General features: G+C 64.4%; 14 protein-coding genes. 1 reads left to right on the forward strand and 13 read right to left on the reverse strand.

What is annotated here, in order from left to right; translation table 11 throughout:
* Positions 1-51 precede the first annotated feature (51 nt).
* Genes cobF through cbiE form a run of 6 tightly spaced genes read right to left on the reverse strand, consistent with a single transcriptional unit; the run spans position 52 to position 5177 of the window.
* A complete protein-coding gene (cobF, locus tag ACR0AC_RS05245; protein ID WP_480872268.1) occupies positions 52-795 on the reverse strand; it encodes a precorrin-6A synthase (deacetylating) in 744 nt (247 codons plus the stop codon).
* Positions 788-1516 carry a uroporphyrinogen-III C-methyltransferase gene (gene cobA, locus ACR0AC_RS05250; RefSeq protein WP_170622064.1) on the reverse strand — a complete coding sequence of 243 codons (729 nt, stop codon included), beginning with the start codon at positions 1514-1516 and terminating at the stop codon, positions 788-790. Before cobA ends, cobF begins: the two co-directional genes overlap by 8 nt.
* Positions 1513-2829, reverse strand: a complete 1317-nt coding sequence (locus ACR0AC_RS05255) for a cobyrinic acid a,c-diamide synthase CobB (protein WP_170622063.1) — start codon at positions 2827-2829, stop codon at positions 1513-1515. Before ACR0AC_RS05255 ends, cobA begins: the two co-directional genes overlap by 4 nt.
* Positions 2822-3616 carry a precorrin-4 C(11)-methyltransferase gene (cobM, locus tag ACR0AC_RS05260; RefSeq protein WP_480708380.1) on the reverse strand — a complete coding sequence of 265 codons (795 nt, stop codon included), beginning with the start codon at positions 3614-3616 and terminating at the stop codon, positions 2822-2824. Before cobM ends, ACR0AC_RS05255 begins: the two co-directional genes overlap by 8 nt.
* The gene (locus tag ACR0AC_RS05265) at positions 3613-3981 is read right to left on the reverse strand and encodes a cobalamin biosynthesis protein (RefSeq protein ID WP_170452982.1); all 369 of its coding nucleotides are present in this window, start codon (positions 3979-3981) and stop codon (positions 3613-3615) included. Before ACR0AC_RS05265 ends, cobM begins: the two co-directional genes overlap by 4 nt.
* Positions 3978-5177 carry a precorrin-6y C5,15-methyltransferase (decarboxylating) subunit CbiE gene (gene cbiE, locus ACR0AC_RS05270; protein ID WP_480781112.1) on the reverse strand — a complete coding sequence of 400 codons (1200 nt, stop codon included), beginning with the start codon at positions 5175-5177 and terminating at the stop codon, positions 3978-3980. Before cbiE ends, ACR0AC_RS05265 begins: the two co-directional genes overlap by 4 nt.
* On the opposite strand from cbiE, the gene ACR0AC_RS05275 reads away from it, so the two are divergent.
* Positions 5176-5907, forward strand: coding sequence for a cobalt-precorrin-6A reductase (locus tag ACR0AC_RS05275; RefSeq protein ID WP_170449420.1), 732 nt, complete (start codon positions 5176-5178; stop codon positions 5905-5907). The two genes, cbiE and ACR0AC_RS05275, sit on opposite strands and share 2 nt — an antisense overlap.
* Here the strand turns inward: ACR0AC_RS05275 and cobJ are convergent.
* From cobJ to ACR0AC_RS05310, 7 genes are read right to left on the reverse strand one after another with little or no spacing between them, the layout of a single operon-like run.
* A complete protein-coding gene (gene cobJ / locus ACR0AC_RS05280; RefSeq protein ID WP_170449422.1) occupies positions 5898-6662 on the reverse strand; it encodes a precorrin-3B C(17)-methyltransferase in 765 nt (254 codons plus the stop codon). The genes ACR0AC_RS05275 and cobJ overlap by 10 nt on opposite strands.
* Positions 6659-7387 (reverse strand): precorrin-2 C(20)-methyltransferase, encoded by a 729-nt coding sequence (locus ACR0AC_RS05285; RefSeq protein ID WP_170449424.1) that lies wholly within the window; start codon positions 7385-7387, stop codon positions 6659-6661. The genes cobJ and ACR0AC_RS05285 overlap by 4 nt, the downstream gene beginning before the upstream one ends.
* Positions 7384-8013, reverse strand: a complete 630-nt coding sequence (locus tag ACR0AC_RS05290) for a precorrin-8X methylmutase (RefSeq protein WP_170449426.1) — start codon at positions 8011-8013, stop codon at positions 7384-7386. The genes ACR0AC_RS05285 and ACR0AC_RS05290 overlap by 4 nt, the downstream gene beginning before the upstream one ends.
* On the reverse strand, positions 8013-9134 hold the full coding sequence (gene cobG, locus ACR0AC_RS05295) for a precorrin-3B synthase (protein WP_480872272.1): 1122 nt from the start codon (positions 9132-9134) through the stop codon (positions 8013-8015). The genes ACR0AC_RS05290 and cobG overlap by 1 nt, the downstream gene beginning before the upstream one ends.
* Positions 9131-12424 carry a cobaltochelatase subunit CobN gene (gene cobN / locus ACR0AC_RS05300; protein WP_480872274.1) on the reverse strand — a complete coding sequence of 1098 codons (3294 nt, stop codon included), beginning with the start codon at positions 12422-12424 and terminating at the stop codon, positions 9131-9133. The genes cobG and cobN overlap by 4 nt, the downstream gene beginning before the upstream one ends.
* A 3-nt stretch (positions 12425-12427) precedes the next feature.
* On the reverse strand, positions 12428-13483 hold the full coding sequence (gene cobW / locus ACR0AC_RS05305; protein ID WP_170449431.1) for a cobalamin biosynthesis protein CobW: 1056 nt from the start codon (positions 13481-13483) through the stop codon (positions 12428-12430).
* A complete protein-coding gene (locus tag ACR0AC_RS05310) occupies positions 13480-13860 on the reverse strand; it encodes a DUF1636 domain-containing protein (protein WP_170449433.1) in 381 nt (126 codons plus the stop codon). Before ACR0AC_RS05310 ends, cobW begins: the two co-directional genes overlap by 4 nt.
* Positions 13861-13941: the final 81 nt, after the last annotated feature.

A 13941-nucleotide genomic window follows, 5' to 3' on the forward strand; every position in this document is an offset into this window, starting at 1 on the left:
TGATGCCAGAATTCGCGTGTCGGCGCACTCACATTCTTGTACCGTTACCTGTTAGTCAGCGCGTCGCTTCAACAGATAGATATCCATGATCCATCCATGTGCGGCCCGATGTCTGGCGCGATTGGCCAGAATCTCTTCGGCCACGTCGGCCAGAGGCCCATGGATCAGAATCTCTTCCTTCATTCCGACATAGGCGCTCCACCAGATGTCATAATCTGCCATCTCCAGTGACTGGAACGAACATTCTCCATCCAGCATGACGGCGACATTCGATGCGCCCGGGGGCCAACCTTCGTCCCGCAAACGTCGCCCCGTGGTGACGACATAAGGCGCACCGATCTCGTTGATCGGGATTGCGTGGGCCGCCGTCAGCGCTTGCAACGCGGTGATGCCCGGGATCACCCGCTTGTTCGGCTGCGGATTCAGCCGGGCCGCAATGCGCAAAGAACTGTCATAAAGCGACGGGTCGCCCCAGATCAGCAGGGCAACCTTGCTGGCCGTCGGATGGGCCGAGATCGCCTTTTGCCAGCGCAGCGCAATTGCGTCGTGCCACTCATCCACGCCTTGCAGATAACCGTCGTCGGACCGCCGTTTGGGAATGTCGAAATAGGCGATCTGCGGCGAGGTGTCCGTGACCGTGGCGATGATCTCTTCGCGCAGCCCGGCCAGATCGGCCTTGTTCTCACCCTTGCGCGGGATCAGGATCAGATCGGCCTCGCGGATTGCCTCAATGCCTTGCCGGGTCACATGATCGGGGTTGCCGGTGCCGATCCCGATCAGGGTCAGATCATACATCATCCAACTCCGCCAATGGACCATAAAGGATCAGGGCAGGGGCCGTGCCGATTTCGGATTTCAGCGAGTCCGCAAGCGCACCGATGGTGGATCGATGCAGCACCTGTTCGGGGGTCGACACGGATTCCGCCATAAGCGCGGGCGTGTCCAATGGCAGGCCATGCGCATGCAGCGCCTCGACCAGCAGGGGAAAGGTGCGCTTGCCCATGAAGACCACCGTTGTGGCCATTCCGTCGGCCAAAGCGGACAGGTTCAGATCGTCCGGTAACTGCCCGCTGACATCATGGCCGGTGACAAATTGCACCCGACGTGCCGTCAGGCGACGTGTCAGCGGGATACCAGCAGCGGCGGCTGCTGCGACAGCCGAGGGGATGCCCGGAATGACCTCGTACTCGATCCCGGCCTCGCGCAATGCCACCAGTTCCTCCTCCAGCCGCCCGAACAGCCCGCCATCGCCGGATTTCAACCGCACCACGCGCTGACCGGTCTGCGCATATTCGACCAACAGGCGGCTCACGTGATCCTGCTTGGGCGAGGGGCGTCCGGCGCGTTTACCGACGCCGACCAGATCCGCATCCTCGCGCGCATGCGTCAGAATCGGCCCACTGCTCAGGTCATCGAACAGCACCGCGTCGGCCTTTTGCATCCGGTCCACGGCCTTGAGCGTCAACAGCTCCGGGTCGCCGGGGCCTGAGCCTACGAAAGAGACAAAACCGCTCATGCCGAGGCCTCGGCAATCAGGTGAAAGAACGTGCCGGTGACGTTGCCGCGCACTGATCCAGTTTGGGGACCTTCGGTTCCCTCGGCATCAAACACCCGCGCCAAGGGGGCATCGGGCTGTTCGATAATCGAGGAATAGTGGAACTCATGCCCCCGCAGGGCTGTCCCTGCCGCAAGTCCCGGCATCGGGGCGAGCAGTTCAGCCCGGCGATAGCCCAGATTGAATTTGCGCTTTTCGTAGGATGTGACCAGCCCAAGCAGTCCAGCCATCTTATGCCGCGTGCCGTCCTTGTCGATCAACCCTTCGCCCAACGCCATGTACCCGCCGCATTCGCCGTGAACCGGTTTGGTTTCGGCGTGGCGACGCACTCCGGTCAGGAAGGTATCAGCAGCGGCCAGAGTGCCCGCATGTAACTCAGGGTATCCACCCGGCAACCAGACCAGATCGGCATCCGTCGCCGGAGCTTCATCCGCCAAAGGCGAGAAGGGCAACACCTCGGCCCCAGCCCTGCGCCAGCCTTCCAGCAAATGTGGGTAGGTAAAGGAAAATGCCGCATCCCGCGCCAATGCAATTCGCTGGGCCGGGGGGCGCGGCAGCGCGGCTGACGATGGCCCAGCCGGGCCTGAGGAGGCCGCCCGCTTGATCGCTTCCAGATCTACATGCTCACGCAGGAAGGCCGCATATCCGGCGATGGCGCTTTCCAGATCGGGGTGCTCAACGGCCTGGATCAGGCCCAGATGCCGCTCGGGCAGGGTCAGATCACCGCGTCTTGGTAGCACGCCCAGAACCGGCAGGCCTGCGCGCTCCATGCCCAGGCGGGTCAGACGCTCGTGGCGCGGGCTGGCACAGCGGTTCAGGATCACGCCGGCAAAGGGCAGATCGGGGTTGTACATCTTGAACCCCAGCGCCGTCGCCGCCGCCGATTGCGCCTGTCCGCCCACATCCAGCACCAGCACCACCGGCCAGCCCATCCGCTGCGCTGTCTCGGCGCTGGAGCCATGCCCCAGTTCTCCGGGCTTCGCGACGCCATCAAACAACCCCATCGAGCCTTCGGCGACCACAATATCCGCCCCGTCCGCCTGCGCAGAGATCGCGTTCAACAGCGGATCGCCCATCGCCCAACTGTCGAGGTTGAACGAGGCCCGTCCTGCCGCCGCCCGGTGAAAGGCCGGGTCGATATAGTCGGGGCCACTTTTGAACGGTTGCACGGTCAGGCCGTCCTCGGTCAGTGCACGCAGCAGACCCAGCATTACGGTGGTCTTCCCGGTTCCCGAAGACGGGGCCGAGATCAGAATGCCCGGAGGATTAGTCATCACCGTGGCTCCAGCTTGACCACGGGCTGTCCGCGCTTTGCGGGCGATACCGGCGGTCATAGGACTTGGAATACAGGCAGCTTTCGTCGAACCCTTCGCCCGCCAACGCTGGTCCGACCATGATCAGTGCAGTGCGCGAGATGCCCTCATCCAGTGCATCTTTCAACGTTTCCAAGGTCGCGCGGATGATCCGCTCATCCGGCCAACTGGCGCGATAGACAACGGCCACCGGGCAATCCGCGCCGTAGGCCGGGGTCAGGTCAGCGATAACCTTGTCCAGATTGCCAATCGAAAGGTGAATGGCCAGCGTGGCCCCGGTGCGGGCGAAGTTCTCCAACGTCTCACCTTCGGGCATGGAAGATGCACGTCCCGGCGTGCGGGTCAGCACCACCGATTGCGCGAGTCCGGGCAAGGTCAGTTCAGTGCCCAGAGCCGCCGCCGCCGCGGCAAAAGACGGCACACCGGGCGTGACGCTGACCGGAATGCCCATCTCTTTCAAACGACGGATCTGTTCCCCCATTGCCGACCAGACCGACAGATCGCCTGAATGCAGCCGGGCCACGTCTTGCCCCGCTTTATGGGCCGCTTCAATCTCGGCCATGATCTGGTCCAGATCCATCGGCGCGGTGTTCACGATCTTCGCGCCTTCGGGGCAATGGCTCAGGATCTCCTCCGGCACCAGCGAGCCCGCATAAAGGCACACCGGGCAAGAGGCGATGATATCGCGCCCGCGCAGGGTCAGCAGGTCGGCGGCACCCGGCCCGGCACCAATGAAATGAACGGTCATGTCTGTCCTCCGATGGCAATGGCACACGTGGCCAGCCGGTCGTCTGAGATGTGTCTGGGTGTAAGCAGCCGCGCGCCGAACCCGGCGGCAGCCAAAGCGGATGCTTCGGCCACGCTGCCGGTGCCATAGCTGGCGCCGCTGCGGGCTGAGCATGTCAGGGTGCGCTGTCCGGCCAGGTCAGCGGGTGCAACAAGGTGCAAGGGCAGGTCGACGATTGCCGCAAAGGCGTCCAACGCGGCGTGGCCGTCCTTGTCCGCGACCGTCGCCAGCGCATCCACGGCATGGCCCGAGGACGCCTGATCATAGGCCGCCTTCAGGCTGTCCACCGTGGCGGAGCTGGAAAAACCAAGACCGGCGACGATCATAGGGTCACGCTCCACTGCACCACCGGATAGGCGGATTTCCATCCGCGGCGGGGGCCCAGAGCGCCCGCCTGCGCCAATTCAATCCGCAGCAAGTCGCCGCCAAGGGCCTCGTGCCATTGGGCGAGCAAAGCCTCGCTTTCCAGCGTCACGGCATTGGCGACCAGCCGCGTGCCCGGTTTCAGGTTGTCGCGCAGCCAGACCAGCAAAGCCTCGGACAGCCCGCCGCCAATAAAAACCACATCAGGCATGGCCAAGCCCGGCAGAGCATCGGGCGCGGTGCCATGAACGACCTCCAGCCGATCCTGCCCCAACGTGTCCGCGTTGCGCCTAATTCGGTCTGCACGCTCGGCCAGCGGCTCGATCGAGGTTGCGGTCAGGGTCGGGTCGCACATCAGCCACTCGATGCTGATCGAACCGGTACCGCCACCGATGTCCCACAGATGCTCGCCCCGTTGCGGTGCCATCGCGGACAGGGTCAGCGCCCGGATGGGCCGCTTGGTGATCTGACCATCCGTTTCAAAGATGTCGTCCGGTTTTCCGCTTGCTTTGGGGAAAGCCAGTCCGGGGCCGGTGACCTCAAGCCCAACACAGACCGGGTGATCGAACGTGCCCAGCAAGGCTTCGGTCAGTGTCACGGTCTGCGTGTTTTCGCGTGGCCCGCCCAGGGCTTGCATCACATGCAGCGCGCTGTCGGCGAAACCGGTCTCGGTCAGATAGGTGGCCAATTCAGCCACCGCCTTGCCATCGCGCAGCAGCAAAATGGCACGCAACCCCGCCGCCAGATGCGGTCTCAGCCGGGTCAGCGGCGCGGCGTGCAGCCCAAAGGTCAGCGTACTTTCCAGCGGCCAACCCAACCGGGCAGCGGCCAGCGAAAAGGTGGATTGACCGGGCAGGGCAGTCCATTCACCCGCGTCAAAGGTTCTGGCAATGACCGATCCCGCACCGAACCAGAACGGATCGCCCGAGGCCAGCACAACCGTTGGCCGCCCGCGCAGACCCGTCAGTATCGGGATGCCATCGGCAAACGGCACGGGCCATTCGATCCGTTCAGCCTGTGTTTCGGGGATCAGCGACAGATGACGGGGCGGGCCCATGACGACCTCGACCCGATCCAGCACTTGACGACTTGCGGGCGGCAGGCCATCCAGTCCATCTTCGCCCAGCCCCAGAATGGTCAGCCACGGAGCCTTAATCATGCCCAACCTCCTGCTTCTTGGCGGCACGACCGAAGCCAATGCACTGGCCCGCAGCCTTGCCGAAAGGGGGGTGCGCGCAATCTACTCTTACGCCGGACGTGTGGACAATCCTCGCCCGCAACCTTTGCCGGTGCGCGTCGGCGGGTTCGGAGGGGCCGACGGACTGCACAGCTATATCCGCGACAACGCGATCACGCATGTCGTGGACGCAACGCATCCCTTTGCCGCGCAGATGAGCCGGAATGCCATCGCCGCCTGCGAAGCCGCAGGTGTTCCGCTGGTTGCGTTGACCCGACCGGCCTGGATTCCGCAGCACGACGACCGCTGGCAGCATGTTCCGGACATTCCGGCGGCCGTTGCAGCACTGGCAGGCCCCGCTCGGCGCGTCTTTCTGGCTGTGGGCCGGATGCACCTGCAGGATTTTGCCGCGCAACCCCAGCATGACTATTTGCTGCGGCTGGTTGACGAACCTGACAATGTGCCGCTGCCAAACGCCGATATTGTCGTCTCGCGCGGGCCGTTCACGGTTGAGGGCGATCTTGCGCTGATGAAACGCCACGCCACCGAACTGGTGATTTCGAAAAACGCCGGCGGCACCGGCGCGCGCGCCAAGCTGGACGCCGCGCGGGCGCTGGGCGTGCCAGTCCTGATGATCGACCGGCCCAGCCTGCCGCCCCGGCAGGAACTGTCCTCGGTCGCGCAAGTTCTGGACTGGCTGGCTCATCCCTGACCCTCGGCCAGAGTGAACCTTGGCGTGTAGACAATCGGCGCGCCGTCGCGTTCGATCACGCGCGTCAGAGAGGATCCGACAATCACAACCGTCTGCATGTCGGCCATATCCGGTGTCGCCTCGGCCAGCGTTGAGATTCGGATCGCTTCATCCACCCGAGTCACGGCCCGTGCGAACAGGATCAAGCGTTCTGGCTCACATTCTTCCCGCAGGATTTCCAGCGTTTTTACAAAACCTTCCGGGCGGGACTTTGAGCGCGGATTATAGAACGCCATGGCGAAATCGCCCTGTGCCGCAAGGCGCAGGCGCTTTTCGATCAGGGACCATGGCTTGAGGTTGTCGCTCAGGTTAATGGCGCAAAAGTCATGGCCCAAAGGCGCACCGACACGGGCCGAGGCGGCCAGCATCGCGGTGATGCCCGGCAGTACGTCCACCGGAATATCACGCCATTCACGCGGCCCGTTTTCCATCGCCTCGAACACTGCCGCCGCCATGGCAAACACGCCCGGATCACCCGACGACACCACGACCACGCGCTTCCCCTCAGCCGCCATTTGCAACGCATGTTGGGACCGGTCGATTTCGACCCGGTTGTCGCTGGCATGCAGGGTTAATCCCTCACGGTCAGCCACACGGGCAACATACGGAATGTAGCCGACAACATCAGTAGCCTCGGCCAGCGCTGCGGATACTTCGGGCGTCACCAGTTGTTCATCACCGGGGCCCAGGCCGGCGATCTTGACCCACCCGCTCATGGTCTGCGTCCTTGGCCATGCACGATGATAATCGAGAAATAAGGGGTAATGCCGTCCCCGTCCTCGGACAGTTTCCGCACGCGTTGATTGGGCATCTGCGCAAACTCGACGATCCAGGCCCGGTCAAAAAGACCGGCAGTTTTCAGCGCCCGTTTGACCTTGTCGATATTGCGCCCGATCTTCATCACAACCAACGCATCGGTTTGCGCCATACGTCGCGCCAGATCATCCTCGGGCAGGGTTCCGACCAGCACGGTCAGCACATCATCGCCCCATGTGATCGGGTCGCCCGTTGCCGTCCACGCGCCGGACATGCCAGTAATTGCAGGCACCACATCTACATCAGCTTCATCGCGTAAGCGGCTGTAAAGATGCATGAATGACCCGTAGAAGAACGGATCACCCTCACACAGAACAACAACGTCCTCGCCTTTGTCGGCCAGCGTTTTCAGATGTCGTGCGCAGTCTTCGTAGAAAGCGGCGAGCAATTCGTTGTAGCGCGGGTCTGTCACGGGAATTTCCGTGGTGACGGGGTATTCCATCGGGAATTCCACCGCGTCTCCGGGGATCATGCCGTTGACGATCTTGCGCGCCTGACCGCTGCGGCCCGGCTTGCGGAAAAACGCCACGTGGCGGGCATTGCGCAGCAGCCGGTCGGCCCGGACGCTCATCAGATCCGGGTCGCCAGGGCCGAGGCCCACGCCATAGATTTTACCCGCGCTCATTCGGCGCGGCTCGCGATGGCGTTGATAGCGGCCACAGTGATCGCGCTGCCGCCCAGACGGCCCTTTACTATGCAGGACGGCACCGGCTGCGCCTCCCACAGCGCGTCCTTGGATTCCATTGCGCCGACAAAACCCACCGGGCAGCCGATGATGGCGGCGGGGCGCGGGCAGTCGGGGTCTTCCAGCATGTTCAGCAGGTGGAACAGCGCCGTGGGCGCGTTGCCGATGGCGACCAGAGAACCCTCCAGATGCGGCCGCCACAGTTCCAGCGCGGCGGCGGAGCGTGTGTTGCTCATCTCAGCCGCCAACGGGCGCACGCGGTCGTCATGCAGGGTGCAGATCACCTCATTGTCGGCGGGCAGGCGAAAGCGGGTCACACCTTCGCTGACCATCCGCGCGTCGCACAGGATCGGCGCGCCATTTTCCAGCGCGGTGCGGGCGGCGGTCACGAAACCGGGTGAGAAATGCACGAACTCTTCCAGTCCGACCATGCCTGCGGCGTGGATCATGCGGACGGCGACCTGCTCCTCGTCGGCGTCGAACCGGGCCAGATCGGCCTCGGACCGGATGGTGGCAAAGCTCTCTTTGTAGATCGCTGCGCCGTCGGTTTCGTATTCATAGGGCATCAGGTCAGGTCCATGGTCAAAAGTGTTTCGGGGCTGAGCCCGCGCTGACAGGGCTCATCCCCTGCGCGGCCCCGTTTGACAAGATCAAATCGTCCGTTGTTGCCGACCAAAGTGACGTCGGCGGGGCCCATGCGGGCACATCCCTTGGCGCAGCCCGAGACATGCAGGCTGCCGGGAACGCGCGCGGCCAGGGCGCGGGCGATGTCGCGGGTTTCCACTTGCGCCTGCGGGCAGAATGGCGCGCCGGAGCAGGCGTCGGTGCTCATCAGCGGGTCGGTGCCATCGGTGACGAAGTCCGGGGCAGGTATCGCCGCCCCGCCTTCCAGCAGGATCAGCCGCCACGGGGTAACACGCAGGGCTGTTGCGCCGCTATCGTCAATCAGATCGTAAAGCTTGCGGGCCGGCAGCGACCCAAAAGCTGCGCCATACAGCGCACCCAGTTCATAAAGGCCGGGGTGCAGTTTTTCGCCGACCGGGCCGGGCGCGTGTCCCTGCCATTCCTGCGGCAGCGCGTCGATGACCCGTGCCATGCGGCGCGTCTCGGGCGTATATGTTTCTGAAAACCACCGTGCCAAAGCGATGGCATGGTCAATGGCGTCGGCCTCGGCCACAGGTCGCCCGGTCTCGCAGCCATCGGCGCGCAGGATCAGACCGTCAGTGCCGGTTTCCAGACGAATATCCGCTGAATCCGCGCTGACCAGTCGCGCGGGCCCGGTGTCGATGGCAAAGCCGAACTTTGCGGGCAAGGCAGGCAGTTCTGCCAGCCGGTCAATCAGTTCCTGAGACAGGCGCGCGGTCAGATCACCCGCCTGATACAGCGGCGTGACCAGAATGTTGCGCCGCACCTCGATGCCCGGTTCCGCGTCCAGCAGGTCCAGCGCCGCCAGTTCCTTGAGCAGTGGCTGGTGGTCATAGTCCTCGACCCCCCGCAGTTGCAGATTGGCGCGGTTGGTCAGGTCGATCGAGCCATTTCCAAACCGATCTGCAAGGTCGCACAGACCCAGCGCCTGATCGACCGTCAGACGCGCCAGCCGAGGCCGCACCCGCACAACCAGCCCGTCGCCCGACATCATCGGACGGTGTGCGCCGGGGCACCAGCCCTGGACGACGGGGGCGCTCATCCCAGCCCCTCCAGATCAGCGCGGATCGAGTTTCGGCGGGTGTTCCATAGCCCGGCCTCCAAAAGGGCGCGGAACCGGTCCTGCATGGCCTGATGCGCCTGCGGGTTGGCCTCGGCCAGAAAGGCATCGACCTGCGGATCGCCCAGCGTCGCGTCGTGATACAGATCGAACAGATGCGGCGCGACCGTGCCCGACAGATGCGCGAAGGAGGCCATGTGATCCAATGTCGCCGCGATCTCGGCAGCGCCCCGGAACCCGTGCCGCTGCATCCCCGCGATCCAACTGGGATTGGCGGCGCGGGCATGGACGACACGACTGATTTCCTCGGGCAGGGTTCGCGCGCGGGGATTGTCCGGGTTGGTATTGTCCAGATGGTACAGCTGCGCCTCGCCGCCCGTCACCTTTTTGGCCGCTGCAAACCCGGCCTCATGGGTGGCGTAATCGTTGGCCAGCAACAGGTCGGTCTCGGTCAGGTCCTGCAGGTGGACAAAGCTGTCGGCATTGGCGACGCGCTGCGTGATCCCGTTGATGTCCTGCGCGATATGCTCACCTTCCAGTGCGAAGGAGCTGGCTTGCAACCATGCCTCACCCGCTTGCGCGCGGGCCTCGTCGGTGTAGGTCTCGGACAGGAGGGTCATGTTCACGCCATAGCTGCCCGGCGCGGGGCCGAACACGCGCGCAGCCGGGGCCTGCCCGGCATAGGGGTTCCAGTCCGGTGCCTCATCCCGGTCGGCCAGTGCCCGCACCGCTTGACCATAAAGCACCGAAAGCGTCGGGAACACGTCGCGGAACAGGCCCGAGACGCGCAAGGTCACATCCAGACGCGGGCGGCTGAGGTCGGTGATCGGCAGAACTTCGATGCCCGACACGCGCTCGGACCCCTTGTCCCAGACCGGTTTCACACCCAGCAGGTGCAGCGCCATGGCGAATTCTTCCCCGGCGGTGCGCATGGTGGCCGAGCCCCAGAGATCGACGATCAGCCCCTTGGGGTAATCGCCCTCTTCTTGCAAATGCCTCCGCACCAGTTCCTCGGCCAGTTTGACCCCTTGGGTATAGGCGGCACGCGTGGGCACGGACCGTGGATCGGTGGTGTAGAGGTTGCGCCCGGTGGGCAGCACATCCGACCGACCCCGATAGGGGGAACCCGAAGGGCCAGCCTCGATCCGTTTGCCCGCCAATGCGTTCAGCAAAGCGGTGCGTTCGGCATGGGCCGAGGGCGCGGGGTCGAAATTGCCGGTCACGTCGGGCACCCGGCCAAAGACATGCAGCCCGTCGCCGAACTGGCTTTCCTTGATGTCACAGACAAAGCGGTCGATGCGGGTGATCGCCTCGGCGGTACAGGTGGCCTGATCGAGGCCCAGGTCGCTTTCCAGCCCGATGGCCTGCGCCTCATCCCGGATATCCTCTTGCAGGCGGTCGCGGCGCTTGGGGTCCAACCCGTCAGCGTTCGAGAACTCGTCCAGCAGCGATTCCAGCCGCACCATCCGATCCGGCGTACCGCTTTCCTTGAGCGCGGGCGGGATATGGCCCAGCGTGACGGCCCCGATCCGGCGTTTGGCCTGCGCGGCCTCGCCGGGGTCGTTGACAATGAACGGGTAGATGACCGGCAGATCGCGGATCAGCGCCTCGGGCCAGCAATCGGCGGACAGGGCGACGGATTTGCCGGGCAGCCATTCCAGCGTGCCATGCGCGCCGATATGGATCAGCGCATCCGCACCCAGCCCTTGGCGCAGCCACAGGTAAAACGCCACATAGCCGTGGCGCGGGGTGCGCGAGAGGTCGTGGTAATCGTCATCGCGCAACTCGGGCGTGCCGCGTTCAGGTTGCAGCGCCACTAAAGCCTTGCCGCGTCGTACGGCGGTGAAATGGAAGGCTCCATCGGTACAGGCCGGGTCATCTTCGGGCTTGCCCCAGACGGATTGCAGATCACTGCGCAGGGTTTCGGGCAATTCGGCCAATGCGGTCAGGTAGTCCTGCAGCGGCCATGAAATCCGGGCATCCGGCAGCGCATCGGCAATCGGCTCGGCAGGGGTGGTGTCATAGCCTGCGCCTTGCAGATCGGACAGCATCGCCTCGGCCGAGGTCAGCGCGTCGAGGCCTACCGCATGGGCCATCTGCCAGTCCTTGCCGGGATAGGTGGACAGCACCAGCGCAGGCGTCTGATCGGCTTTGGGTTTGTCGTGCAGGTTAAGCCAGCCTGACACGCGGTCGATGATCGCTTCGATCCGCTCGGGCTCGGCCCGGTGGGCGAAACGGGAATATTCCAGATGCGGGTCGCGCTTGCCCGGTTCCTTGAACGAGGCGATGCCCGCTGAAATCCGCCCGTCCACTTCGGGCAGTACCACATGCATGGCGAGGTCGGCGGGGGATAGCCCGCGTTCCGCCTCGGCCCATGCCTTGCGGCGCGAGGTGGCCAGCGCGACCTGAAATACCGGCACGTTGGCGGCGTCCAGAGGCGAGGTGCCCGACGCGCCTTTGCCCGAGAATGAGGTGGCGTTGATGATGGCCGACGGGGCCAGCGCCACGACCTGCTCACGCAGCCAATCGGCTGCTGCGGGCGCTTTCAGAGACGGAGCGAACAGGCCCACCGCCTCAAAACCCCGCGCGCGGAGGCTGCGGATCAGAGCCGCGACAGGAGCGGTGTCGGCTGAGGTCAGATAGGCCCGGTAGAAGGTCACAAGGATGCGTTTTGCATCGCCCGTGAAGGCGGCATCCACCGGGATCACGCCGCGATCCGGGCACCACGCGCCGCATTCGGGCAACGTCTTGGCCCCCATCACCGGCCCGGCATAAAGCCCCGCCGCCAGCGCCATTTGCGCCAGGGCGGCCTGCGCCGCGACCTCTCCGCCGGTGTCGCACAGATGCGCCAATCGCCGCAGGGTCGAGATGGGCAGGGTGGAATAGTCATCCAGCCGCGTATCCTCGCGCCCGTCCGCAGGCAGGACCGCCAGCGCGATGCCCTTGGCCTGCGCCAGTGCCAGAACCTGTTGCAACCCGTAGGACCAGTAGGGCACACCGCCGATCAGGCGGATCAGTATACCCTTTGCGCCCTCCAGCGTCTGTTCCACATAGGTATCGACCGACAGAGGGTGCTTGAGCGCCGTTAGGTTCGCCAGCCGCATCGTCGGCATCCGCCCCTCGGGGCCGCCACCGCGATGCCAGCCCGCCGCAAAGGCGCCGAGGTCACTGTCCGAGAACGACAGCACCACCAGATCCGCCGGGCTCTGGCCCAGATCGGTCGGGGTCTCGGTTTCCTCTAACCCGTGGCTTTCGCGGAAGACGACGTGCATGGTTTACTCGGCAGCCTCGGTCACACCCACGAGGATATCGCGGATCGCGGCCTCTTTGATGTCGTCATGCTCGGCAATCACGACCAGACGTGAGCGACGGTCCTCGCCGGGCTCCCACGGGCGGTCATACTGGTGACGCACGCGGGCACCAACGGCCTGCACCAGCAGACGCATGGGTTTGCCCTGAACGGCGGCATAGCCCTTGACGCGCAGGATGTTCAGCTCATTCGCCAGACGTTCGATCTTGGCGACCAGTTCCGCCGGGTCGGTCTGTTCCGGCAGCTCGACGATGATGCTTTCGAAATCGTCATGCTCGTGGTCGTGGTGGCCGTCGTGATGTGACGGGCGCGCGTCCATGTCATCCTCGGCGGCGGCCTCAAGGCCCAGCACGACGCGCACGTCCACCGCGCCTTCGGCCACTTCGACCACGGGCAGGGGGCGGGGGGCTTCGGCGGCGATGACCTCTTTGGCTTTCGCCACACCTTCGGGACCGGCCAGATCGGGTTTGGTCAGCAGGATGATGTCGGCGCAGGAGATCTGATCCTCGAACACCTCCGACAGGGGCGTTTCGTGGTCGATCGAGTCATCGGCCAGACGCTGGGCGTCCACCGCCTCGACATTCGGCGCGAAGCGACCGGCGGCCACAGCCTCGGCATCGGCCAGAGCGATCACGCCGTCCACGGTGATTTTCGACCGGATATCGGGCCAGTCGAACGCCTTTAGCAGCGGTTTTGGCAGGGCGAGGCCCGAGGTTTCGATCAGGATGTGATCCGGGCGCGGTTCCAGCGCCATCAGCGCCTCAATGGTGGGGATGAAGTCATCGGCCACGGTGCAGCAGATGCAGCCATTGGCCAGTTCCATGATGTTTTCCGCCGGGCAATCCGGGATCGCGCAGGATTTCAGGATGTCGCCATCAACGCCCACATCGCCAAATTCGTTGACCACCACGGCCAGCCGCTTGCCTTGTGGGTTCTGCATCAGATGCTTGACCAGCGTCGTTTTGCCCGAACCCAGAAAGCCGGTGATCACAGTGACGGGGAGTTTTTCGAGGTTGCTCATTTCAGGGCTCCAATCGGGGGAATGCGCGAGGCGCAGTTCTTGCGGAAATGTTCGGGGCGCTCGCGCCATTTGACCAGGCCGTCCTCGGTGGCCAGATACTTGGTCGCACCATCGACGATGACGTCAACGTGATCGGCCTCATTGAGGTTCTCATAGACAAAGGTCCAGCGATCCGGCCCGCCGCGCAGCACGATGGAACAGCCCTGATCGCAGTTCGACAGGCATTCGACGGCTTTCAGCGTGACGCCCTCGGGCAGGTCCGCCTGTTCCAGCGCTTTGTGCAGCAATGTGCCGGGGCGTTGATCGTCATCCTCGATGGGCAGACCACGGCGGCACGTGGTGCAGACCAGCAGCTCGACCGGCGCAGTCTCGGTCATGTCTCTCATCCCCCCAAATCCTCTTCGCGGGGGACGGGGTTTCATGCGGGCCACGCGATGCACATGGACCCGACACCGGAA

This window comes from Ruegeria sp. H7, assembly GCF_056532945.1.

What these genes read in the sequence shown, in the direction of transcription:
- cobF (WP_480872268.1), bottom strand. Translation starts at nt 795, where the DNA reads ATGTATGATCTGACCCTGATCGGGATCGGCACCGGCAACCCCGATCAT.
- cobA (WP_170622064.1), bottom strand. Translation starts at nt 1,516, where the DNA reads ATGAGCGGTTTTGTCTCTTTCGTAGGCTCAGGCCCCGGCGACCCGGAG.
- ACR0AC_RS05255 (WP_170622063.1), bottom strand. Translation starts at nt 2,829, where the DNA reads ATGACTAATCCTCCGGGCATTCTGATCTCGGCCCCGTCTTCGGGAACC.
- cobM (WP_480708380.1), bottom strand. Translation starts at nt 3,616, where the DNA reads ATGACCGTTCATTTCATTGGTGCCGGGCCGGGTGCCGCCGACCTGCTG.
- ACR0AC_RS05265 (WP_170452982.1), bottom strand. Translation starts at nt 3,981, where the DNA reads ATGATCGTCGCCGGTCTTGGTTTTTCCAGCTCCGCCACGGTGGACAGC.
- ACR0AC_RS05275 (WP_170449420.1), top strand. Translation starts at nt 5,176, where the DNA reads ATGCCCAACCTCCTGCTTCTTGGCGGCACGACCGAAGCCAATGCACTG.
- cbiE (WP_480781112.1), bottom strand. Translation starts at nt 5,177, where the DNA reads ATGATTAAGGCTCCGTGGCTGACCATTCTGGGGCTGGGCGAAGATGGA.
- cobJ (WP_170449422.1), bottom strand. Translation starts at nt 6,662, where the DNA reads ATGAGCGGGTGGGTCAAGATCGCCGGCCTGGGCCCCGGTGATGAACAA.
- ACR0AC_RS05285 (WP_170449424.1), bottom strand. Translation starts at nt 7,387, where the DNA reads ATGAGCGCGGGTAAAATCTATGGCGTGGGCCTCGGCCCTGGCGACCCG.
- ACR0AC_RS05290 (WP_170449426.1), bottom strand. Translation starts at nt 8,013, where the DNA reads ATGCCCTATGAATACGAAACCGACGGCGCAGCGATCTACAAAGAGAGC.
- cobG (WP_480872272.1), bottom strand. Translation starts at nt 9,134, where the DNA reads ATGAGCGCCCCCGTCGTCCAGGGCTGGTGCCCCGGCGCACACCGTCCG.
- cobN (WP_480872274.1), bottom strand. Translation starts at nt 12,424, where the DNA reads ATGCACGTCGTCTTCCGCGAAAGCCACGGGTTAGAGGAAACCGAGACC.
- cobW (WP_170449431.1), bottom strand. Translation starts at nt 13,483, where the DNA reads ATGAGCAACCTCGAAAAACTCCCCGTCACTGTGATCACCGGCTTTCTG.
- ACR0AC_RS05310 (WP_170449433.1), bottom strand. Translation starts at nt 13,860, where the DNA reads ATGACCGAGACTGCGCCGGTCGAGCTGCTGGTCTGCACCACGTGCCGC.